This window comes from Geodermatophilus sp. SYSU D00697 (genome assembly GCF_054050175.1).
On sequence record NZ_JBJGYV010000002.1, the window covers coordinates 310,289 to 332,078 of the forward strand.

The following is a 21,790-nucleotide window of genomic DNA, read 5'->3' on the forward strand; positions in this document are numbered from 1 at the left end:
CCGGGCGCGGGCAGAGGAGCCCGCCGCGGGACGAGGAGGGCGACCGTGGAGGTCTCCGAGTACACCGGGTACGACGCCACCGGGCTGGCCGAGCTGGTCCGGAGCGGCCAGGTCTCCGCCGCCGAGGTGCACGCGACGGCGCAGCGCGCGGTGGAGTCGGTGAACGGCGAGCTCAACGCCCTCGTCGGCGAGCTGTTCGAGAAGCCGCTCGACGCGGCGGAGGACGGCCCGTTCGCCGGCGTCCCGTTCGCCATCAAGGACCTCGTGCTGCACGCCGAGGGCATCCCCCAGCGGGCCGGCTGCCGGATGCTGGGGCCCGGCGTCCCGTATCCGTACGACACCGCGCTGATGCGCCGCTTCCGCGCCGCCGGCCTCGCCGCCGTCGGCCTCACCGCGACGCCGGAGTTCGGGTTCAACGCCAGCACCGAGTCGGTCGCCAACGGCCCGACCCGCAACCCCTGGGACACCACCCGCTCCCCCGGCGGCTCCAGCGGCGGGTCGGCCGCGCTCGTCGCCGCCCGCGCCCTGCCGGTGGCGCACGCCAACGACGGCGGCGGGTCCATCCGCATCCCGGCCGCCGCCTCCGGGCTGGTCGGCCTCAAGCCCAGCCGCGGGCGGGTCTCCGTCGCACCCGACTACTCCGACCCGCTGCTGGGCCTGGGCATCGAGTTCGCGGTCACGCGCACCGTGCGGGACGCGGCCGGGCTGCTCGACGCCGTCGCCGGGTCCGAACCCGGTGACCGGTACCTGCTCCCCGCCCCGGAGACCACCTTCCTGGCCGCCGCACGCCCGCCCGCCGGCTCGCTGCGCATCGCGATGAGCACCGCCGCACCCAACGGCGTGCCGGTGGAGACCGCCTGCGTCGACGCGGTGCGGGCCGCGGCCGAGGCACTGCAGGCCGCCGGGCACACCGTCGAGGAGGCCGCGCCGCAGGTCGACGTCGCCGCGTTCGACGACGCCAACCTCAAGGCCTGGTGCAGCTTCCTGGCCGACGGCGCGTACGGCGCGGCCGGGGCGCTGGGCGTCGAGCTGTCCACCGAGGTCCTCGAGCACACGACGCTGGCCTGCGCGGAGTACGGCGCCACCCTCACCGCGCTGGACATGTACGCGGTCGACCGGGTCTTCAACGCGACCACGCGCACGCTCGCGCGGTTCCTCACCGGCTACGACGCCTGGCTCACCCCGACGACCGCCGCACCCAACACCGCCATCGGCCACCTGGACGCGAACGACCCGACACTCGACGCCCGCGGCTGGTACGACCGGATCTTCGCCTTCGCGCCGTTCACCGCGCTGGCCAACGTCACGGGGACCCCCGCGATCTCGGTGCCCGGGCACCCGTCCCCCCAGGGGTGGCCGGTCGGGGTCCAGCTGGTCGGCCGGTACGCCGGCGAGGAGACGCTGCTCGGGCTCGCCGCGCTGCTCGAGGAGGCGCTTCCGTGGGCCGACCGGCGTCCCGCGGTGCTCGCCCGCTGACCGCGGGGGTCAGCCGGTCGGCGGCTGGTCGGAGTTGAAGATGTCCCGCCAGAGACGCCAGGAGCCGTCGGGCTGCCGCCGGTGGACGACGACGTACTTGCCGGCGTCGACGACCGAGCCGCCCGCCTTCACCTGGTACTCGCCCTCCTCGACGGCGAGGTCGTCGCGCTCCTCGAGCAGGACCGTGGTCAGCGACCCGCCGTCGACGCCCTGGTCGAGCATCGACTTCCAGAAGTCGGCGATCGCGGCCGTGCCGGACACCGCCGGCGCCCCCGGTGGCAGGAGCCGGGCGTCGGGCGCGTAGACCGACGCGATCACCGCGGCGTCGCCCTTCTCCCAGCCCTGCACGAACGTGTCGTTCAGTGCCTCGATGTCCCTGCGGCTCATGACGGCCTCCTCGACGGGGAGAGAGGCCCCCAGGGTCGGGGCACCCGGGCGGGCACGACAAGGGCCGAAGGGCGTTGTGCCTGCGTCGGTGCGGCGGGAGGCTGGGCCGGCACGTCCCCGTCCCCCGGGGGCCACCGCGGAGGTCCGGCCATGGCTGCCGAGGCACTGATGACCCGGGCGGTGGAGCTCGGCGTGGCCACCGACGCACTGGCCGCCCTCGCCGCCCACGTCCGCATCGAGACCGAGGGTCTGCCGGCCGACCCGGCGGTGCGGTCCGTGCTCGCCGACGTCGCCGCCGAGCTCCTCGGCGGGAACGGGGTGACCCCCGCGACCGCGGCGCCGGTGGTGGGACTGGCCCGCACGTGGCTGCGGCAGGCGGTCGACCTGGTCGACGACCCCGGACGGGCCGGCGGCTGGGACCGGGTCGACGAGCAGCTGCTGCAGAGCATCGGCCGGCTGTCGATGGGCATCGCCGGCGCCGTCCGCGCCGCCGAGCCGGTGCTGCCCGGCCTCGCCGAGGCCCTCGCCCGCCCCGGGGCGACCCTGCTCGACGTCGGCACCGGCACCGGCTGGCTCGCGATCGCGCTGGCCCAGGCGTACCCGGCTCTGCAGGTGACCGGCATCGACGTCTTCGAGCCGGCGCTGGACCTGGCCAAGGTCAACCGCGCCGACGCCGGGCTCACCGAGCGGATCGACCTGCGCCTGCAGGACGCCGCGGCCCTCGACGAGGACGCCACCTTCGACGTCGTGTGGCTGCCCATGCCGTTCCTCCGGCGCGATGCCGTCCCCGAGGTGCTGCGCGCGGCCTGCCGGGCGCTGCGCCCCGGCGGCTGGCTGCTGCCGGGCACGTTCGCCGGCGGGCCGGACCGGCTCGGGCAGCTGCTCAGCGACCTGCGCACGGTGCGCAGCGGCGGCCACCCGTGGCAGCCGGCCGAGCTGCTGGACCTGCTGCGCGACGCCGGACTGTCCGAGGTGACCGAGGTACCGCGCGGCTGGGCCGCACCGGTGCGGCTCTACGCGGGCCGCCGCTGAGGTCGCTCCGCGGACGCTCGTGCTCTGCGCACCTGGCGCACGCAGAGCACGACTCCCCCGGGGACCACCCCTCCGCCCGGCAGCCGTCCCTTCCGCGCCGACGCCCGGCGCACGCAGCGCGCGACTCCTCCAGGAACCCGGTGGCGGGCCCGGTCCCCTACGCGGAGTGGACGTCCGGCGTCCGCCACTGGGAGGGGCCCACGTCGAACGGGTGGGGTTGGTGCCCCAGAGCCCGCATCCGGCCCTCGGGTCGCGGCAGCCGGCGGTGCTCGCTGCAGGTCGGGGCCGGCACCATCCCCGCCGGCGGCACGCGGGGCACGTTGCCGACGACCTCGTCGACGATCCCGTTCCGCTCCTCGTCGCGCACACCCCCGTCCGCGCAGCACAGGATCCAGCGGATCTCATCCGGGCTGAGCCCCCGGTCGTGCAGCGCGAGGACCTGCTCCCGCCACCGGATCGCGGCATCGACCCCCGACGGAGCCGCACCCGCCGCCCGGTGCGCGTCCAGCTCGATCTGACGGGACTCGAGCACCTTCTGCTCGAGTCCGAGTCGGTACTGCGTGAGCGCAGTGATGGCGCTGACCAGCAGGGCGGCGATCGCTGCGACACCGGTGATCCAGTCGGGCACGGGCGCACTCCCACTCTCCGGGGAACCGAGACTGGACATTCTCGTCCCGCGACACGCCCGGGCCAACAGGGTCGTGCGTCCCGGCTCGCAGCACCGTCACACGGCGCGGCCGGCCCCCAGCAGGATGCGCGTCATCGCGTTGCGGGTGCCCAGCAGCTCGTCCAGCGCCGCGGCCAGGTCGGCCGCGTCGACGGCGAGGGCGCCGTCCCCGTTCCGCTCTGCGGCGAACAGCGCGGCCCGGCGGATCAGCTCCTTGAGGAAGGACGCCGTGACGCCGTCGGTCCGGTCGAGGACCTCGTCGAGGCCCGAGACGTCCATCGAGAGCTCGCCGCGGTAGAGGTCGAACAGCGCGCGGCGGGCGTCGCGGTCGGGCAGGGTCAGCTCGACGGCCTGGTCGACCCGGCCGGGCCGCGCGGCCAGGGCGGGCTCGAGCAGGTCGGCGCGGTTGGTGGTGAGCAGGAAGACGACGTCGGCGTCCTCGGCGAGCCCGTCCATCTCGTTGAGCAGCTGGAACAGCAGCGGGTGCTGGCCGGGGTGCATGCCGCGGTCCTCGGCGATCAGGTCGACGTCCTCGACCACGACCATCGCCGGCTGCAGCGACCGGGCCACCGAGCACGCCTCGGCGACCAGGTGCATCGCGCTGCCGGTCAGCTGGACGACGGTCGTGCCCGGGAGCCGGCCCATCAGGTACCGCACGGTGTGGGTCTTGCCGACCCCGGGCGGCCCGTAGAGCAGCAGCCCGCGCTTGAGGTGCTGCCCGGCACCGAGCAGCCGCTCCTTGTGCCGGGCGACGTCGACGACCTGGCGCTCGATGCCGGCCAGGGTGTCCGCGCCGAGCACCAGCTGCCCGGGCTCCAGTCGCGGCCGGCGGGAGAACCGCAGCAGCGTCTGACCGTGCCCGAACACCTCCTGGTCGAAGGAGAGCACCTGACCGCGGAAGACGTTCTCCCGCTGGGCGGCCGCCCGGATGCCGCGGACGGCGGCCCGCGCGGCGTCCGGGTCGGTGGACAGCGCCTGCACCGAGACCCGGTCGATGCCGGTCTCGGGTTCGGCGGCGCGCACGAGCACCGCCGTCCGGACGTCGTCCTCGCTGACCAGGTGCACCGCGCACCGCAGGCACGGCCGGGTCTCGCCGTCCGGGCCGCAGGGCAGGTTGACCGTGGCGGCGTTGCCCGGCCGCGGACCGAAGGGGTCGGCCGGCTGGCCGGCCATGGCCAGCAGCTCGGCCAGGCCGAAGGGCCGGTGCCGGAAGTTGACGATGCCGACCAGCTCGCTGGTGCGCCCGCCCGTGGCCAGCCAGGCGTCGAGTCCGGCCTGCACGTTGACGTGCTCGTAGGCGGGCCAGGTCTCCTCGGCGACGTCCCCGCCGGCGGCGTCGCCGAGGTGGTCGCCGAGCAGCGAGGCGAGGGTGACCCGGTCGTCGGCCCGTGCCGCGCGGGTCACCGCCCGGACGCCGCGGCGGGCCAGCTTGCCCAGGTCGGCCAGCTCCAGCGGCCGGTCGTCGACCGGTGCAGGGCCCTCCGGTGCCGCGGGTCCGTACGCCACCCATCCCCTGTTCACCGCGGCAGCCTGGCAGGACGACGACCCCGCGACCAGCGGTTTCCTGCCGCGACCGGGACACCCGGCGCCGCGGCGCACGGAGCAGGTCCCCGTGCCGGGGGTCCGACGCTCGACAGCCCGTACCGTGGACACCGGACGCGCGGCGCCCCCTCGGCCCGGTGGCCGATCGGCGTGGCCGGTTCCGGTCGGGCGGGGTGGAGCGCATGCTGCGCGGGCCGGACGTCATGCGCACGACGCCCGGTTCCCGTGCGCCGGGGCGGCGGGCGCTCCTGGAGATCGAGCTGCGGAAGGTGGAGGACCTGGCACGGTGACGACGACCCAGGGCGACGTGGACCGGGCGACCGTCGAGACCGCGGCCGCCCTCGCCGACGACCTCGTCGACGCGTGGGGCAGCTGGGGTCCGAACATGACCCCCGACGGCCGCTGCGTCGCCTTCATCAGCGACCGCTCCGGCACGCCGCAGGTGTGGATCCAGGAGGTCGTCCTCGACGGCCCGATCCCGCCGGCCCGGCACATCCGGCTCTCCGACGACCCGGTGGTCTCGGTCCGGTGGGCCGCCGACAGCGGCTGGCTCACCTGCGAGGTGGCCACCGACGGCGGCGTCCGGACGGCGGTCTGGGTGGTGCGGCCCGACGGGACCGACGCGCGCCGGGTGGCCGGGGACTCCGAGACCCACGCCGAGCTGGGCCCCTGGACCCGCAGCGGGCACCGCTTCGTCGTCACCTTCCCCGGCGCCACGCCCGGGGCGCCGACCCGGGCGTACCTGGCCGACCCGGCGACCGGCCGGCTGGACCCGCTGGCCGCGGGCGGCCTGATCCACGTGCTGGACGTGTCGCTGGAGGAGCGGTTCATCGTCATCCGCGACGGCGAGCGTGGCCAGCAGTACGTCTCCGTCGTTGACCGGCTCACCGACGAGGACTTCAGCGCGCTGCCCCACGGGGCGACCGGGTCCACCGAGGTGGCGCTCATCCGGCCCGCGCCGGAGGACCACCGCGGCCCCGTCTACGTCTACCTCGCCTCCGACGTCGGTCTCCCCCGCCGCCAGCTGATCGGGCTGCCGTTCGGGCCCAACGGCTGGCGCGGGGAACCGCGCACCCTGGCGGCCCGCGACGACGCCGAGCTGGAGGACATCGACGCCGACGACGCCGGGACGCTGCTCCTGCTGGTGTGGAACGTCGCCGGGCGCAGCGAGCTCGAGCTGATGGACACCGCCACGGGCGGTCGCACCCCGATCACGGGCCTGCCCGGACTGGTCGCCGCCGACCCGGTGCTCAGCCGCGACGGCTCCAGCGTGGTCCTGGGTGTGCAGGGGCCCACCCGCCCGCGGGAGCTGTGGCACCTGGACACGACCACGCACGCCTGGACCCGCGTCACCTCGGCTCCGCCCCTGCCGAAGCGGCGGCTGGTCGTCCCGACGCTGGAGAGCTTCCCCGGCCGGGACGGGCTGCCGCTGACCGGCTGGCTGTACCGGGCGCCGAGCCGGCTGAAGTCCTCCGGACCGGTCGCGCTGTACCTGCACGGCGGTCCCGAGGACCAGGAGCGGCCCACCTTCTCCCCGCAGCACCAGGCGCTGGCCGCCGCGGGGATCACCGTCTTCGCGCCCAACATCCGCGGCTCGTCGGGCTTCGGCCGGGAGTTCGTGCACGCCGACGACGTGCACCTCCGGTACGACGCGTTCGCCGACGTCCTCGCCGCGGCCGACCACCTCGTCGAGGCCGGCATCGCCGACCCCGGGCGGATCGCGGTGACGGGCCGCTCCTACGGCGGCTACCTCACCCTCACCTCGCTGGCCTTCTCGCCGGGGGTGTTCGCCGCGGGGGTCGACGTCTGCGGCATGTCCGACCTGCTGTCCTTCTACCGGGACAGCGAGCCGTGGATCGCCGCGGCGGCGGTGACCAAGTACGGCCACCCCGAGCGCGACCGCCCCCTGCTCGAGGACATCTCACCGCTGGCCTCGGCGCACCGGATCGACGTCCCGCTGCTGGTCGTCCACGGCGAGCACGACACCAACGTGCCGATCGGTGAGGCGCACCAGGTGGTGGCCGCGCTGCGTGCGCTGGACCGGCCGGTGGAGTACCTGGAGCTGAAGGGCGAGGGGCACGTCTTCCGGAACGCGGACTCCCGCAAGCTGCTCACCCGGACGATGCTGGGCTTCCTGGCCGGCGCGCTCGCCCGGCCCCGCCCGCCCGCGGAGGTGCCCGCCGAACCGGCGGCGTAGCACCGGAGACCTCCCTCGCCACCTGCGTGGCCGGGCACGGGTCCGGCGGGACCGACCGTGTGCCCGCGGGTGCTCGTGCTCTGCGTGCCCGGTGCAGGCAGAGCACGAGCACCCGCGGGGAACCACCCGGCCGCCGGCGTCCGGGCGGCCGGCGCGCCCGTCAGCTGAGGGCGACCGAGCCCGTCGCGTTGGGCACCAGCTCGACCCAGGTGCTGCCGGGCGCGAGGCGGACCGGCTGGCCGCCGGGGCCGGTGAGCCGCACGGGCTCGTCGGCCGACCCCTTGGACCAGGTGACCGGCACGGTACGCCCGCCGGTGGCGACCAGGGCCTCTCCCCCGCCGACCATGACCGTCTCCGGCACGGGGTTGCGGGCGCTGTCCTTGTACTGCGTGTCCACGACGTCGACCCGCAGGACGACGACGTTGACCGCGCGCAGCGGGGTGCCGTCGGCCTCGACCGCCGGCGTGCCGTCCTCGTCGCGCAGCCAGGCGTTGTCGGGCTGGCTCCAGGTCCAGCCCGGCGTGCTGATCCGGGACAGGGTGAGGTCCAGGGCGGCCGCGGGGGCGCCGTCGGTCAGCGCGGTGGGCTGCTCCTGGCCCGCGGCGACCTCGAACTGGGGCGGCGGCGGGGCCTGGTGCGCGGCGTCGGCCTGGCCGAGGAGCGCGGTCGGGTCGACGTAGGTGTTGTGCGGCGCGACGCGGTCGCTCACCCGGGAGAACCCGGCACCGGTCCCGGGGTCCACCACCTGGAGGCCGGCCGCGCGGGTGGCCTCGACGAAGGGCGCCTGGCCGCCGGAGAAGGCCAGCAGCCCGTGGAGGGGCGCGGCGATGGCCGGGTCCATCGGGCGCACCGAGCGCACCGGGCCGATCGTCGGCGGCAGGGTCGAGTGGTAGACGGCGACGTAGCGGCTGATGCCGCCCTCGACGACCTCCTCCCAGACCATGTCGGCGGCGTTGAGGCCGGTCTGCGGGCGGGCGTCGACGGAGTTCTCGACCTTGATGGCGAGGGCGGGCCGGTCGACGTCGGCACCGGCGCTGTCCACCCCGGTCAGCGGCCACAGCATGGGCGGGGGCGGCGGGGGCGTCGTCGCGGTGGGCGAGCCCGTCGCGGCCCGCGCCTCCGTCGGGGTGTCCGCGCCACAGGCGACCGTCGTCCCCAGCACGGCCCCGGCCAGCAGCGCCGCTCCGAGCCGACGCCGTCCCCGATCCCGTGCGCGACGGGCACGGCTCCCCTCGATGCTCACGGACACCTCATCGGCAGGCCGGCACGGCTGTGACACCGCGGTGGTTGACGCGGGCCCGCGGTGGACACCGCAGCTCGCGTGAGCGACCCCTTCGACCTCGACCGTTTCGTGCAGGCGCAGGACGGCGGGACCTACGAGCAGGCGCTGGCCGAGCTGCGGGCGGGCGCCAAGCGCAGCCACTGGATGTGGTTCGTCTTCCCGCAGGTGGCGGGCCTGGGCCGCAGCCCGGCCGCCCAGCACTACGCGATCTCCGGACTGCCCGAGGCGCAGGCCTACCTCGACCACCCGGTGCTCGGCCCGCGGCTGGTCGAGTGCGCGCAGGCGCTGCTGGACCTGGGCACGAGCGACGCCGTCCGGGTGCTCGGGCCGGTGGACGCGCTCAAGCTGCGCTCGTCGATGACCCTGTTCGCCCGCGCCGAGCCGGAGGCCGCCGTCTTCGGCGAGGTCCTGGAACGGTTCTTCGACGGGCAGCCCGACGAGGCGACCCTCACTCGCCTCTGACGCGCGGACGGCCGCCCCGTCGATCAAGCTGGGCACCGTGAGCGAGGAGCAGAGCGGATCGGGCTACGTCACCGGCGGCGAGTACGACCGGGACTCGACCTACATCCCCGACCGGATCACCGCCGACGGTTCCAGCGGCTGGCCGGTCGAGCCCGGCCGCTACCGGCTGGTGGTGGCGCGCGCCTGCCCGTGGGCCAACCGGGCGGTCATCGTGCGCCGCCTGCTGGGCCTGGAGAAGGCCATCTCGATGGGCATGTGCGGGCCGACCCACGACGAGCGCAGCTGGACCTTCGACCTCGACCCCGGCGGCCGCGACCCGGTGCTGGGCTACGAGCGGCTGCAGGAGGCCTTCCTCGCCCGCTTCCCCGACTACGACCGCGGCATCACGGTGCCGACCATCGTCGACGTCCCCACCGGGCAGGCCGTCACGAACGACTTCGCGCAGATGACACTGGACCTCTCCACCGAGTGGACGGCCTACCACCGCGACGGCGCCCCGGACCTCTACCCGGGGCACCTGCGCGACGAGATGGACGACGTCATGACGCGGGTCTACACCGAGGTCAACAACGGGGTGTACCGCTGCGGCTTCGCCGGGTCGCAGGAGGCCTACGACCAGGCCTACGACCGGCTGTTCACCGCGCTGGACTGGCTGACCGAGCGGCTGTCGGGCCGGCGGTACCTGATGGGCGAGACGATCACCGAGGCCGACGTCCGGCTGTTCACCACGCTGGCCCGGTTCGACGCCGTCTACCACGGCCACTTCAAGTGCAACCGGCAGAAGCTGTCGGAGATGCCGGTGCTGTGGGCCTACGCGCGCGACCTGTTCCAGACCCCGGGGTTCGGCGACACGATCGACTTCCCGCAGATCAAGGAGCACTACTACGTCGTCCACGCCGACATCAACCCGACGCAGGTGATCCCCCAGGGGCCGGACACGTCGAACTGGCTGACCCCGCACGGCCGCGAGGAGCTCGGCGGGTCGCCGTTCGGCGACGGCACCCCGCCCGGACCGCCGCCGGAGGACGAGACGGTCCCCGCCGACCACGGGCCGGGCGGCATCGGCCACCGCTGAACCCCGCCAGCAGTGACCGATGCCGCGGACTCAGCCGACGGAGACCGGTGACGCCGCCGCGCTCCGGGCGGCCGGCACGTGGCGCGGGGCCACCCGGATGAGGCCGGCGTTCCGGTGCCGGACGGCCATGCGGGCGTAGGACACGAGGCCGAGCGGCACCAGGACCAGGCTGCTCACGAGTGCGTAGACCGGGTACACCAGGAGCCAGGCGTCCCGTCGTCCGCGGTGGATCACCGCGAGGGCGACGAGGTAGCACGCGTAGGTGGCCGCCAGCACCCACCCGGCGTGCGTGATGCCCAGCCACCGCCACGGGGTCCCGGCGATCGCCACTCCGGCGACGTAGACCCACAGCAGCGGGTGGCGCGTCACGAGCTGCGGGTTGGCGAGCACGAGCCGCACCTCGCCACCGGCCCAGGCGAAGCGCTGACGCCACCAGCTGCGCAGGGTCTCGGGGACGACGGTCAGGACCTCGAAGGGCACGTGGCCGACGCGCAGCCCGAGCCGCTCGGCCAGCCACCCCAGCTCCACGTCGTTGCCCTGGAAGAACAACGAGTGCCGGTTCATGATCTCCCGGTGCGCCTCCCTGCGTGCCACGTGGCAGGCGCCCGAGACCAGCCACGGCATGGCCAGCCGCAGCCGCATGGCGGCGTGGTACTCGAGGGCCTGCAGGCGTCCCAGCCACGAGGTGGTGTTGGACGGCACGACACGGACCGACACGAGGTCCAGCCGGCGGGCGGCCACCTGCCCCACGAGGACGCCGAGAGGCTCCCGGGTACGGGTGTCGGCGTCGATGCAGACCACGTACCGGGCGGTCAGCACGGCGTGCACGTCCCGGACCAGCCGGTCGCGGATCACGCCGGAGGTCTGCCGGGTCGTGCCGCCTCGGGCACCGGCAGGCGTGTCCACGTCCCCGGTGAAGACCCGGAAACCGTGCTGCACGGCGATCTCGCGCAGCGCCGCCATGAACTCGGGCGTCTCACGCGTGGTGGTGCACAGGACCACTCGCTGCCCGTACCCGGACAGGTAGTCGACGTTGACCAGGTGCGCCACCGACCCCCAGATGGGGACCACGACCTCGAAGTCCTCGACCGGCGGCGCTCCTCCGGCCGCCCGCGCCGAGCGGCCGCGGAGGGCGGCGACCGTGTCGACCAGCACCACGGCCAGGGGGACCACCAGCAGGGACAGGACCCACAGCGGGAGGCTCATGCGGACACCCGCAGGGGGGCGGCGCCGACGCCGGCGTCGTGGTGGGCCGACCTCGGCCGGGGCAGGCGGCCGACGCCCGCGGGAGCCGGCACGGCGTCTGCGGGGAGGAGGTCCCTGAGCGCGTGCCGGAGCGCGCGGTCGTCCCCCGAGCCACACAACTCGAACATCGCGTCGGCCCGGGCGAGCAGGTCCGACCGGACCTCCTCGCCCGCCTCCATCACGCTGATGAGGGGGTGACCGGTCGCCCGGCTGCACTCGGCGTCGTCGGTGAGCTCCTCGTGCAGCTTCTCGCCGGGTCGGAGCCCGGTGAACACGATCGGCGTGTCCTCGGCGCCGACCGCGTGGAGGTAGCGCTGCACCAGGTCGACGATCCTGACCGGCTCGCCCATGTCCAGGACGTAGGTCTCACCCCGGTCGGCCATCGCGGCAGCCTCCAGGACCAGGCTGGCGGCCTCGGGGATCGTCATGAAGAAGCGGGTGACCTCCGGATCGGTGACGGTCACGCTGTGCCCCGCCCGCACCTGGAACGCCAGCGACGGCAGGAAGGAGCCCCGGCTCCCGAGCACGTTGCCGAACCGCACCGAGGCCAGCCTCGTGCCCCGGCCGGCGTGCGCCGCGACGACGGACTCGGCGACGCGCTTGGTCGCGCCCAGGACGGAGGTGGGACGTGCGGCCTTGTCGGTCGAGACGTTGACGAAGCACTCGACGCCCGCGGCCACCGCCGCGGACACGACGTTCGCGGTCCCGAGCACGTTGGTCTTCACCCCCTCGGCCGGGTACCGCTCGAGGAGGGGCAGGTGTTTGTGGGCCGCCGCGTGCAGGACGACGTGCGGGCGCAGCGTGGCCATGAGCCTGGTGAGCCGAAGCCGGTCCCGCACGTCGGCGAGGACCACCCGGTCGTCGTCCAGCAGGCCGTGGCCACGCAGCTCCAGCTGCAGGGCGTGCATCGACGACTCGTCGTGGTCGAGCAGGTAGATCGCCGCAGGTCCGAGCTTCGCCGCCTGGCGCACCAGCTCGCTGCCGATCGAGCCACCGGCACCGGTGACGAGGATGCGCCGGCCGTGGACCAGTCGGCGGGCGCCGTCCCCGAGGACGGGCTCCGGGTCGCGGCCCAGGAGCTCCTCGGGCGACGGGACGTGGGCATGCAGAGACGACAGAGACAACAGTTTTCCCCCGTGGATGGTTCGGCGTGCGGTCTGATCCCCCCGGACCAGACGCCTCCGCCACCCGAACACGCCCGGTCACCGCGAGACCATCGCCCGCCACCCGAACGGCGGACGACCACCACCCGGCCGGACGACCCCAGGTCACCCGCTGCCCACCCGCCGGGTGGCCGACCGCCGTCCTCCCGCCAGGCTCCCCAGGCCTCCGCGCACGAGCATGGGACCGTGCGCCGACCCGTTCCCGTCGTCCTGGCACTCCTCCTCCTGTCCGCGTGCACGGCCGCACCTCCGGAGGCCGACGCGCCCGACGCCGACCCGTCCGCCTCCCCCACGACGGCACCGGAGAGCGGGACTCCGCCGCGCAGCGTGGTCCTGGTGGTCGGCGACGGCATGGCCGCCGCCCACCGCGAGGCGGGCCGGCTGGACCAGGAGGGCGCCGGCGGCCGGCTGGCCATGGACTCCCTGCCGGTGGCCGGGGAGCAGACGACCGACCCCGACCCCGCCGAGACCGACGTGACCGACTCCGCGGCGGCGGCCACGGCGTGGGCCACCGGCGTGACGACCCGCAACGGCGCGATCAGCGTCGACCGCGACGGCCGACCGCTCACCCCGCTCGGGACCGAGGCGGGGGCGGCCGGCCTGGCGACCGGGCTGGTGACCACCTCCCAGGTCACCGACGCCACCCCGGCGGCGTTCTTCAGCAGCGTCCCCGACCGCGACGCGCAGGAGGACGTCGCCCGGCAGTACCTGCAGGACACCGGGCCCTCGGTGGTCCTCGGCGGCGGGGCGGCCCACTGGCGGTCGGGCGACCTGCTGGGCGCCGCCCGGCAGCAGGGGTACGCGGCGGTGACCGACGCGGCCGGGCTCGCGGCCGCGGACGGCGACCGGCTGCTCGGCCTGTTCGCCGACGAGGAGCTGTACGGCGAGCCGGCCGACGTGTCCCTCGCGCAGATGACCGCCGCGGCGCTGGACCGGCTCTCCGCCGACCCGGACGGCTTCTTCCTGCTCGTCGAGGAGGAGGGCGTGGACTCCGCCAGCCACGAGAACGCCGGGGCCGGGTTGCTCGCGGCGATGCGGGCGCTGGACGACGCGGTGCAGGTGGTCCGGGACCACGTGGCCGCGCACCCAGACACGCTGCTGGTCGTGACCGGCGACCACGAGACCGGCGGCCTGGGCGTCGAGATGGGCAACGCCGCCCGGGCCGGGTCCGACGGGGACGACGGCCCCTTCCCCGTGGCCGGGAGCCAGGACACCTTCGTGCTGCGGTGGAGCACCGACGGCCACACCGGGGCGCCGACGCCGGTGACCGCCGAGGGGCCGGGCAGCGAGCAGCTGGCGGATACCTACCCGAACACCCACCTGCACGAGGTGATGCGGGAGGCCCTGCTCGGCTAGCAGCCGGGTGCGGTGCCGGGCGGGTCGCCGCCTGCCGCCAGGCCCTCGGCACCGAGGTCGACGCCGAGCACCAGCGGGTCGTGGTCGCTGGAGCGGTACGGGTCGGGCGCGTAGAGGGCCGGGTCGCCGTCGTACTGGTAGGCCGACGACTCGACGGCGTTGACGTTCCAGTGCGCCAGCCCGGTCACCCGCGCGGTGAGGGACGGCGTGGCCAGTGCGTGGTCCAGCGAGCCGGACCGGCCGTCGAACACGTAGCTGTACCGCCCCGGGTCGAACCGCTCGCCGAGCTCGGTGAGGCCGGCCGCGCGCAGCGCCTCGACCGGGTCCTCCCGCGTGTACGCGTTGAGGTCGCCGAGGACCACGACGTCGGGGTCGGTCACGGCGAGGTCCTCGACGAAGCCGGCCAGCGAGCGGGCCTGCCGCACCCGGTCGCCGTTCCACGCGCCCTGGCCGTCCCCCGTGTCGGCGTTGTCGCCGGTCGCCCCCTCCGCGGAGCCCTTCGACTTGAAGTGGTTGGCGACGACGGTGACCACCTCGCCGCCCGCCGAGAAGCCCTGCGCGACCGGCTCGCGGGCGTTGCCCCACACCGCCTCGTCGACCAGCCCGACCGGGTCGCCGACCGGGGTCACGGCGGCGGGACGGTAGACGATCGCGTTGCGGATGGCGTCCCGCTCGACGCCGTACAGCTCCGCCGGCAGCGGCAGGTACGCCCACTCCTCGCCGGTGCGCCCGGTCAGCCGCCCGGTGAGGTCGGCCAGCGCGCGGTCGGCGTCGCCGGGGCTGAGGCCGGTCGAGTCGGTGTCCTCGACCTCCAGCAGGGTCACCACGTCGGCGCCGAGGCCGTCGATGGCCGCGACGACCTTGGCCGCCTGCTCCTCGAACTCCGCGTCGGTGCGCGCTCCGCGGGCGTCGGGGCCGGAGCGGGTGAGGAAGTAGTTGAGCACGTTGAACGCACCGATGCGCAGGTCGCCGCCGACGTCGTCCGGCGCGCCCGGGCGGGTGTCCTGCGCGGCGAAGACGCCGGCCGCGGTGCCGTCGGCGGGCTGCAGCCGCCACTGGCCGAAGCCCCAGCCCAGGACGACCGGCTCGGTGAAGGCGACCGCGTCGCCGACCCGCACCGGCGTCGCCGGGGACAGGTACGGGCGGGTCGTGACGCTGACCCGCGCGCTCGTCCCGTCGTCCAGGACGAGGGCGCGCCGCGCGTCGTAGAGGGCCACCGCCTGCGCGGCCGGGCCGGGCCGGGCCACCTCGGTGGGCTGCACGAGCACGCCGCCCTCGGACAGGGTCAGCTCGCCGAAGCTGACCAGGTCGAAGACGTCGCTCACCGTCAGCACGTCGGCCGGCTCGACGAGCATGCCCTCGAGGCGCTCGCGGGTCGTGTCGTCGGCGGGCAGGTCGAGGGCCGCGGGGGCCGGGAGGGCGGTCCCGGAGGCGCAGACGGTGACGCCGGCCGGGGCGCTCACCTGCGTCTGGCCGTTGAACTCCTGCGCCTCCCCGGTGACCGCGACGTCGTCGCCCAGGGCCACCGGCACCGGGCTGTACACGAAGACCCCGTCGGAGGTGGCCTCGTCGCCGTCCCCGTCCGGGTCCTGCACGGAGAAGCCGGAGAAGCCGGGCAGGTCGGCGACGACGACGCCGCGGACGGTGACCTGCTGCCCGGCCAGCGGCGTGGCCCCGCCCGCGCCCTGGACCTCCCCGATCTCGGCGGTCGGCAGGGCTGCGCAGTCGGCGGCGACCGCCTGGGCGGCCGGCAGTGCGGCGAGGACGAGGACCCCGGCGCCGAGGGTGGCGCGCCGGCGGGCGGAGGACGGGAGCACGGACGCTCCTTCCGTCGGGGGAGCGACAGCGGGCGCGCTCCCCACGGTAGGGAACCCGCCGACCGCCCGCGCGCCACGCTGTGCGACCGGTCCGCGTCCAGCAGGCTGGGGTGGTGCCCGACGGGAGTCCTCCCCTCCGCCTGCCGAGCGCCGGCCCCGACCCCCTCTCCGCCGAGACCGCGGTGGCGGCCGTGCTCGGCTACGCCCGCGGCCGCCGGCCGCTGTGGTTCCGCTCCATCGGCCGCCCCGAGGGCCGGTGGGTGAGCGTCCCGGCGTTCGCCTACGAGCGCTTCGACCGCCGGCCGCGGGGGACGGGCCCGCTCGGGGACGACGACGTCCTGACCGCCGAGGGGCTGCACGGGCGGCTCGACCCGGCGGCGTGGGCCGCGGTCCGCACCGCGATGGACGACGTCTCCCCGCTCGCCGACGAGGCGACCGAGCGCGCCGCCGGCCGGGCGTTCTGGCAACTGCCCGCCGACGAGCTGTCGGTGCTGGGCGAGCCCGGCACGGTGGGCGCCGCCCTCCGCGCGATCGGGGAACGGGTGGCCGGGCCGCAGCGCCCCCACCTGGTCGCGGCCCTGCACCACCGCCGTCCGGAGCTGTTCCCGCTGGTCGACGCGGTCACCCGCCGCCAGCTGATGCCCCACCTCGAGGAGGGCGACAGCGGGGTCGAGGCGGTCGTGCACCGCGAGCTGGTCGCCGCCGTCGACGCCTTCGACACGCTGGAGGCGACGGTGTCCCGGCTGCTCGTCGGCACCGGCGGCGTCCCGCTGAGCCGGCTGCGGCTGCACGACGTCCTGGTGTGGCTGTCCGGCAGCCTGCGGCTGACCCACGCCGTCGCCCTGGGCCGGGAGACGGTGGAGTGGGCCGCGCGGGAGGCGTGAGCGTCAGACGATCCGGACGCGCAGCCGCCGGAAGCCGCGGCCCTTGTTCTCCATCTTGGTGACCTCGACCCGGCCCACCATCGACGTGCTCGCCACGTGCGTGCCGCCGTCGGCCTGGGTGTCCAGCCCCACGATGTCGACGATCCGCACGACCTCGATGTCGGGGGGCAGCAGGTTGGTGGCCGTGCGGATGACGTCCGGGATCGCGAAGGCCTCCTCGCGCGGCAGCGTCTTCACCTCGATCGGCCGGTCGGCGACGATCTCGGCGTTGACCGCCTCGGCGACCCGGTCCTTGAAGTCCGGCGGCACCTCGGCGAGGTCGAAGTCCATCCGCGCGGTCAGCGGCTCCATGTTGCCGCCGGTCACCAGTGCCCCGAAGTCGCGGAACACGACGCCGGTGAGCACGTGCAGGCCGGAGTGGGTCCGCATCAGCTGGGTGCGCCGCTCGTCGTCCAGCGCGCCGCGCACCGCCGTGCCGGGCGGTGGGAGCGGGTCCCCCTCCACCGGGACCAGGTAGAGCTCGTCGCCCTTGCGGGTGCCCGCGATCCGGGTGCGGACGCCGCCCCACAGCAGCACTCCCTCGTCCGGCGGCTGCCCGCCACCGCCGGGGTAGAAGGCGCTGCGGTCGAGGACGATCCCCTGCTCGGGGTCGGCCGCCACCACGGTGGCGTCCCACTCCCGCACCGTGGCGTCGGCGAGGTCGAGACGGTGGGTGTGTCCGTGTCGGTCGGTCGCGCTGGTCACCCGTGCATGCTGCCCAACCTCCAGCGCGACGACCAGCCCCGCCTACTGAGAATGATTGTCGTTGTTGCTAACGTCGGGGCCTTCCGTCCCCGACCGAGGAGTTCCCGTGAACCGCCTCCCGTCCCCCGTCCCCCGCCGCGTGTCCCTGGTCGCCGCCGTCCTCCCGCTCGCGGTGGCGACCGGGTGCGCGTCCGGGGGCACCGCGGAGTCCGCGGCCCCGGCCCCGACGAGCCCCTCGTCCCCCGGTGACGGGCACGAGCCCGAGGACGCCTCCGCGCTCGAGGTGGGCGCCAACGCCCCCCGGCTGGCGATCACCTACGACGGCGGCGTCCAGGTCCTCGACGCGACGACCCTCGAGGTGCTCGCCGACGAGCCGCTGCCCGGCTTCGGCCGGCTCAACCCGGCAGGGGACGGCCGGCACCTGCTGGTCTCCACGCAGGGGGGCTTCCGGGTGCTCGACGCCGGCGCCTGGGCCGAGCCGCACGGCGACCACTCGCACTACTACACGGCCGAGCCGGAGCTCACCGACCTCGTGTTCCCGGCCGAGGAGCCCGGCCACGTGGTGTCGCACGCCGGCCGCACGGTGCTCTTCGACGACGGCACCGGGGACGTCACCGCGTTCGACAGCGCCGAGGTCGCCGACCCCGACCGCGAGCAGCGCGAGTTCAGCACGCCGGCGGCACACCACGGCGTCGCCGTCGAGCTCGAGGACGGCCGGGTGCTCGTCTCCGACGGCACCGAGGACGAGCGCTCCGGCGTCCGCGTCCTGGACGCCGACGGCCAGGAGATCGCCGCCCGGGACGACTGCCCCAACGTGCACGGCGAGACCGTGGCCGCCGGTGAGGCGGTCGTCATCGGCTGCGAGGACGGCGCCGTCCTCTACGCGGGCGGCCGGCTCACCAAGATCGACAGCCCGGACGGGTACGGCCGGATCGGCAACCAGTTCGGCACCGAGGACTCCCCGATCGTGCTCGGCGACTACGAGCGGAGCGCGGAGGACCGCTCCCGGACCATCGCGCTGATCGACACCACGACCGCGCAGCTGCGCCTGGTCGACCTGCCGGCGCCGTACTGGTACCGCTCCTTCGGTCGCGGGCCCGACGGTGAGGGCCTGGTCCTGACCTACGACGGCGCGCTGCAGGTCATCGACCCGGCCAGCGGCGCGATCACCCGCTCCATCCCGGTCACCGCGCCGTGGGAGGAGTCCGAGGACTGGCAGGACCCGCACCCCCAGGTCTCCGTGGTCGACGGCATGGCCTACGTGACCGAGCCCGCCAGCACGCAGGTCCACGCCGTGGACGTCGAGGGCGGCGAGGTCTGGAAGAGCGCGCCGCTGGAGGTGACGCCGAACGAGCTGCGGGGCGTCTCCGGTGACGCCGAGGCCGGCCACGAGGAGGGCGCACACGAGGAGGACGACGCCGAGTGACCGCGCGTGGCACCCGCGCCGTCGTCTGCGTGCTCGCGACGGCCGCCCTGGCCGGCTGCACCGGAGCGGCGGCGCGGGACGCGGACGGTCCGGTCGCCGTCGTCGCGACGTCCCATCCGCTGCAGTGGGTCGCGGAGCAGGTCGCCGGTCCGGACGTCGCCGTCACCGGCCTCGTGCCGCCCGGTGGCGACACCCACGGGTTCGAGCCGACGCCCGCCGAGGTCGTCGGGCTGGCCGAGGCCGACCTCGTCGTCCACCTCTCCGGCGGCCTGCAGCCGGGCGTCGACGCGGCGCTCGACCAGCAGCCCCCCGGGCGACTGGTGGACGCCGCCCCGGTGGCGGACCTCGCGGGCGACCCGCACTTCTGGCTCGACCCGCTCCGGCTCGCCACCGTCGCCCGGGACGTCGGCGCCGCTCTGGCCGAGCTCGATGCCGGCGTGGCGGACGACGTCGAGGCCCGCGTCGCCGCGGTCGAGGCGACCCTGACCGACCTCGACCGGGAGTACGCGACCGCGCTGGCCCCCTGCCGGGGCGCCACGCTGGTGACCGGGCACGAGGCGTACGGCTACCTGGCCGAGCGCCACGCCCTGCGGCAGGTGGGGATCGCGGGCATCGACCCGGCCGTCGAACCCACCCCGGCCCGGCTGCGGGACGTGGCCGAGACCGTGCGGGAGACCGGGGTGCGGACGGTCTTCTTCGACGCCGCCGCCTCCTCGGCGACGGCGGCGGCACTGGCCGGCGACCTCGGGGTGGCGACCGACGTGCTGCACCCGGTGGAACGGGTCGCCGAGGACCAGGACTACCTGGGCCTGATGCGGGAGAACCTGGCGGCGCTGCGGCGAGGGCTGGTCTGCGACGGCGGGTGAGGGACCGCCCGGAACTCTCGTACCCGCAGGTCAGGATGGGGTCGTGCTCGACATCCAGCCGCCGCGGCTGCCGGAGACGGGGGTGCCGGTGGCGGTGTGCCCGGCGGACCTGATGGGGCCGGGCAGCGAGCTGGAGCACGTGGCCGACATCTGGGCCGCCGACGCCCGCGCCGCCCGCGCCGCAGCTGCGCGAGCACACCCGCCGGGTGCTCGCCCGCGTCGACGCCGACGCCCTCGACCGCCGCCGCCGAGAGGCCGCCCGGCGCGCCGACGTGCGGGTGCGACCGGGCGAGGAGGCCTGTCGGCGTTCGTCGCCGAGCTGCCCACTCCCGACGCGCACGCCTGCGCCGACGCCGTGCGCCGGTACGCCGAGCTGCTGCGCGTCGGCGGCGACGACCGGCCGATCGGCGTGCTGCGCGCGCAGGTGACCCGCGATCTGATCCTGCGCCCCTGGGACACCACCCGCCCACCGGTCACCGCGCAGCTGACCATCCACGCCGACCTGCCCGCCCTGGACCCCACCGCCGCCGACCAGCCCGCCGCCGAGATCGACGGGCAGGTGGTCACCGCTGCCCAGTGCCGGGACCTGCTCGCCCGGCTGGACATCCTCGGCCTCCGGTCGGCCCCCCGCGGCGGCAGCGTGACCCTCGCCGTGCACGCCCCGGTCACCGGCGCGCTGCTGGCCGTCGCCACCCGCGCCGAGTTGGCCCGCGCCGCCGGCCTCCCCCGCCGCCGCAGGCGCCACCGGCGGGCACCCGGTCGGCCCACCGACACGGCGCGGCATGCCCGAGCCGCCGAGGCGACCGATCCACCCACCGCGACAGCTCCACCCACCGACGGCCCCGGTCTCACCGTTCCTCCCGACACGCACCGCTACCGGCCCACCGTCGCCCAGCGCCGCTTCGTCCGTGCCCGCGACCGCCGCTGCCGCTGGCCCGGCTGCCGCCGCCCGCCGGCCCGCCACGACCTCGACCATGCCCGTCCCCACGCCACCGGCGGCCCGACCGCCTGCTGGAACCTGTGCTGCCTGTGCCGCACCCACCACCGCATCAAGACCTTCGCCCGGCACTGGCGCTTCGACCTGCTCCGCGACGGCCGGCTGCTGGTCACCACGCCCACGGGTCTCACCCGGATCAGCGCACCGCCGGGAGACCGACCCGATCCCGGACCACCCCGGCTCGAGGCAAGCGGCGCACCCGACCCACCCCCCTTCTGACCCGCAGCGCGACCGCCCGCTCCGGCCGGCCGCACCCCGAGGGAGCGCGGCCGGCCGGAGCGGGCGCGGAGGCGCGCAGCCGATCGGGCGGACCGGGCACGGGAGCCGCCGGTGGACGGCCGGCGCGGCGGAGGGCCCTTCCCTCGCCTGCGGACCGCGAGGACGCTGGGCGGCGCGGCGATGCCGCAGGGGCACCGCCGACTCCGACGGGACCGCCGTCCCGGCGGAGACCGTGCCGGGAGAGGAGTGGTGGCATGTACGCCCGTTCGACCACCATCCAGGGCAACCCCCAGGCCATGGACGAGGGGATCTCCTACGTCCGGGACGAGGTGATGCCGCTGGTCCAGGGGATGGACGGCGCCATCGGTCTGTCGATGCTCGTCGACCGGGAGTCCGGCCGCTGCATCGTCACGACCGCGTGGCGGGACGCCGACGCGATGCACGCCAGCGCCGAGGGCGTCCGCTCCTCGCGGGAACGCGCCGGGCAGATCTTCGGTGGTCAGCCCGAGGTCCGCGAGTGGGAGATCGCGGTCCTGCACCGGGTGCACGAGGCGCCCGAGGGTGCCTGGACCCGGGTCACCTGGATCCGCTGCGAGCCGGATCAGATGGACCGCACCATCGACGCCTACCGGATGGTCTTCGTGCCCCGGATGGAGCAGGAGTACCGGGGCTTCTGCAGCATGAGCGTCCTGGTCAGCCGGGCGGAGGGGATGGGCGTCTCGGCGGTGACGTTCGAGAGCCGCGCGGCGATGGAGGGCGCCCGGGAGCAGGCCCGTGCCCTGCGCGACGAGTTCGCCTCGCGGACGAACGTGGCCATCACCGACGTCGCCGAGTACGAGCTGGTGCTGGCGCACCTGCGGGTGCCGGAGACCGTCTGACCCCCGGGGCTCCGGCCGGTGCCCGCCGGGATCGACGCGGACACCGGCCGGAGCGCTGTCCCACCTCGAGAGGAG

At 75.7% G+C, this 21,790-nt stretch carries 20 protein-coding genes; 12 read left to right on the forward strand and 8 right to left on the reverse strand.

Annotated elements, in window-relative coordinates; translation table 11 throughout:
- Positions 1-45: 45 nt before the first annotated feature.
- A complete protein-coding gene (locus ACI79C_RS03395; protein ID WP_456944197.1) occupies positions 46-1,476 on the forward strand; it encodes an amidase in 1,431 nt (476 codons plus the stop codon).
- A 9-nt stretch (positions 1,477-1,485) separates the two neighbouring features.
- Here the strand turns inward: ACI79C_RS03395 and ACI79C_RS03400 are convergent, their stop codons facing one another.
- Complete coding sequence (locus ACI79C_RS03400) at positions 1,486-1,863, reverse strand: YybH family protein (protein ID WP_456944198.1); 378 nt, start codon at positions 1,861-1,863, stop codon at positions 1,486-1,488.
- A 150-nt stretch (positions 1,864-2,013) separates the two neighbouring features.
- Between ACI79C_RS03400 and ACI79C_RS03405 the strand changes: the two genes are divergently transcribed.
- On the forward strand, positions 2,014-2,895 hold the full coding sequence (locus tag ACI79C_RS03405; RefSeq protein ID WP_456944199.1) for an SAM-dependent methyltransferase: 882 nt from the start codon (positions 2,014-2,016) through the stop codon (positions 2,893-2,895).
- Between the two features lie 157 nt (positions 2,896-3,052).
- Here ACI79C_RS03405 and ACI79C_RS03410 read toward each other — a convergent pair whose 3' ends face one another.
- Both ACI79C_RS03410 and ACI79C_RS03415 read right to left on the reverse strand, forming a co-directional pair.
- Positions 3,053-3,523: a hypothetical protein gene (locus tag ACI79C_RS03410; protein WP_456944200.1), complete on the reverse strand. Its 471-nt coding sequence runs from the start codon at positions 3,521-3,523 to the stop codon at positions 3,053-3,055.
- 96 nt (positions 3,524-3,619) lie between these two features.
- A complete protein-coding gene (locus ACI79C_RS03415) occupies positions 3,620-5,068 on the reverse strand; it encodes an AAA family ATPase (protein WP_456944201.1) in 1,449 nt (482 codons plus the stop codon).
- Between the two features lie 173 nt (positions 5,069-5,241).
- On the opposite strand from ACI79C_RS03415, the gene ACI79C_RS03420 reads away from it, so the two are divergent.
- Positions 5,242-5,394, forward strand: a complete 153-nt coding sequence (locus tag ACI79C_RS03420; protein ID WP_456944202.1) for a hypothetical protein — start codon at positions 5,242-5,244, stop codon at positions 5,392-5,394.
- Complete coding sequence (locus ACI79C_RS03425) at positions 5,391-7,301, forward strand: S9 family peptidase (RefSeq protein WP_456944203.1); 1,911 nt, start codon at positions 5,391-5,393, stop codon at positions 7,299-7,301. The genes ACI79C_RS03420 and ACI79C_RS03425 overlap by 4 nt, the downstream gene beginning before the upstream one ends.
- Positions 7,302-7,461: 160 nt before the next feature.
- On the opposite strand, the gene ACI79C_RS03430 is transcribed toward ACI79C_RS03425, so the two are convergent.
- Entirely contained in the window at positions 7,462-8,544 is a 1,083-nt protein-coding gene (locus tag ACI79C_RS03430; RefSeq protein WP_456944204.1) for a DUF3048 domain-containing protein, read from the reverse strand.
- A 78-nt stretch (positions 8,545-8,622) separates the two neighbouring features.
- On the opposite strand from ACI79C_RS03430, the gene ACI79C_RS03435 reads away from it, so the two are divergent.
- Both ACI79C_RS03435 and ACI79C_RS03440 read left to right on the forward strand, forming a co-directional pair.
- Complete coding sequence (locus tag ACI79C_RS03435; protein ID WP_456944205.1) at positions 8,623-9,045, forward strand: DUF1810 domain-containing protein; 423 nt, start codon at positions 8,623-8,625, stop codon at positions 9,043-9,045.
- Positions 9,046-9,082: 37 nt separating this feature from the next.
- Complete coding sequence (locus ACI79C_RS03440; RefSeq protein ID WP_456944206.1) at positions 9,083-10,120, forward strand: glutathione S-transferase family protein; 1,038 nt, start codon at positions 9,083-9,085, stop codon at positions 10,118-10,120.
- Positions 10,121-10,150: 30 nt separating this feature from the next.
- Here ACI79C_RS03440 and ACI79C_RS03445 read toward each other — a convergent pair whose 3' ends face one another.
- Positions 10,151-11,326, reverse strand: a complete 1,176-nt coding sequence (locus ACI79C_RS03445; RefSeq protein ID WP_456944207.1) for a glycosyltransferase family 2 protein — start codon at positions 11,324-11,326, stop codon at positions 10,151-10,153.
- A complete protein-coding gene (locus tag ACI79C_RS03450) occupies positions 11,323-12,489 on the reverse strand; it encodes a polysaccharide biosynthesis protein (protein ID WP_456944208.1) in 1,167 nt (388 codons plus the stop codon). Before ACI79C_RS03450 ends, ACI79C_RS03445 begins: the two co-directional genes overlap by 4 nt.
- Positions 12,490-12,714: 225 nt before the next feature.
- On the opposite strand from ACI79C_RS03450, the gene ACI79C_RS03455 reads away from it, so the two are divergent.
- Positions 12,715-13,884 carry an alkaline phosphatase gene (locus ACI79C_RS03455; protein ID WP_456944209.1) on the forward strand — a complete coding sequence of 390 codons (1,170 nt, stop codon included), beginning with the start codon at positions 12,715-12,717 and terminating at the stop codon, positions 13,882-13,884.
- Here ACI79C_RS03455 and ACI79C_RS03460 read toward each other — a convergent pair.
- On the reverse strand, positions 13,881-15,701 hold the full coding sequence (locus ACI79C_RS03460; protein ID WP_456944210.1) for an ExeM/NucH family extracellular endonuclease: 1,821 nt from the start codon (positions 15,699-15,701) through the stop codon (positions 13,881-13,883). The two genes, ACI79C_RS03455 and ACI79C_RS03460, sit on opposite strands and share 4 nt — an antisense overlap.
- Positions 15,702-15,814: 113 nt before the next feature.
- Here ACI79C_RS03460 and ACI79C_RS03465 point away from each other — a divergent pair, with 113 nt between their 5' ends.
- Positions 15,815-16,585, forward strand: coding sequence for a DUF6308 family protein (locus ACI79C_RS03465; protein WP_456944211.1), 771 nt, complete (start codon positions 15,815-15,817; stop codon positions 16,583-16,585).
- A gap of 3 nt (positions 16,586-16,588) precedes the next feature.
- On the opposite strand, the gene ACI79C_RS03470 is transcribed toward ACI79C_RS03465, so the two are convergent.
- The gene (locus ACI79C_RS03470; RefSeq protein ID WP_456944212.1) at positions 16,589-17,329 is read right to left on the reverse strand and encodes an alanyl-tRNA editing protein; all 741 of its coding nucleotides are present in this window, start codon (positions 17,327-17,329) and stop codon (positions 16,589-16,591) included.
- Between the two features lie 106 nt (positions 17,330-17,435).
- Between ACI79C_RS03470 and aztD the strand changes: the two genes are divergently transcribed.
- From aztD to ACI79C_RS03490, 4 genes are all read left to right on the forward strand, one after another.
- Positions 17,436-18,755, forward strand: a complete 1,320-nt coding sequence (aztD, locus tag ACI79C_RS03475; RefSeq protein WP_456944213.1) for a zinc metallochaperone AztD — start codon at positions 17,436-17,438, stop codon at positions 18,753-18,755.
- Complete coding sequence (locus tag ACI79C_RS03480; RefSeq protein ID WP_456944214.1) at positions 18,752-19,621, forward strand: metal ABC transporter substrate-binding protein; 870 nt, start codon at positions 18,752-18,754, stop codon at positions 19,619-19,621. The genes aztD and ACI79C_RS03480 overlap by 4 nt, the downstream gene beginning before the upstream one ends.
- 43 nt (positions 19,622-19,664) lie before the next feature.
- A complete protein-coding gene (locus ACI79C_RS03485) occupies positions 19,665-20,837 on the forward strand; it encodes an HNH endonuclease signature motif containing protein (RefSeq protein WP_456944215.1) in 1,173 nt (390 codons plus the stop codon).
- 254 nt (positions 20,838-21,091) lie between these two features.
- Positions 21,092-21,715, forward strand: coding sequence for a hypothetical protein (locus tag ACI79C_RS03490; RefSeq protein ID WP_456944216.1), 624 nt, complete (start codon positions 21,092-21,094; stop codon positions 21,713-21,715).
- The last annotated feature ends 75 nt before the right edge of the window (positions 21,716-21,790 follow it).

Coding starts and splice junctions, on each gene's coding strand:
- ACI79C_RS03400 (WP_456944198.1), bottom strand. CDS start 1,863: ATGAGCCGCAGGGACATCGAGGCACTGAACGACACGTTCGTGCAGGGC.
- ACI79C_RS03405 (WP_456944199.1), top strand. CDS start 2,014: ATGGCTGCCGAGGCACTGATGACCCGGGCGGTGGAGCTCGGCGTGGCC.
- ACI79C_RS03445 (WP_456944207.1), bottom strand. CDS start 11,326: ATGAGCCTCCCGCTGTGGGTCCTGTCCCTGCTGGTGGTCCCCCTGGCC.
- ACI79C_RS03490 (WP_456944216.1), top strand. CDS start 21,092: ATGTACGCCCGTTCGACCACCATCCAGGGCAACCCCCAGGCCATGGAC.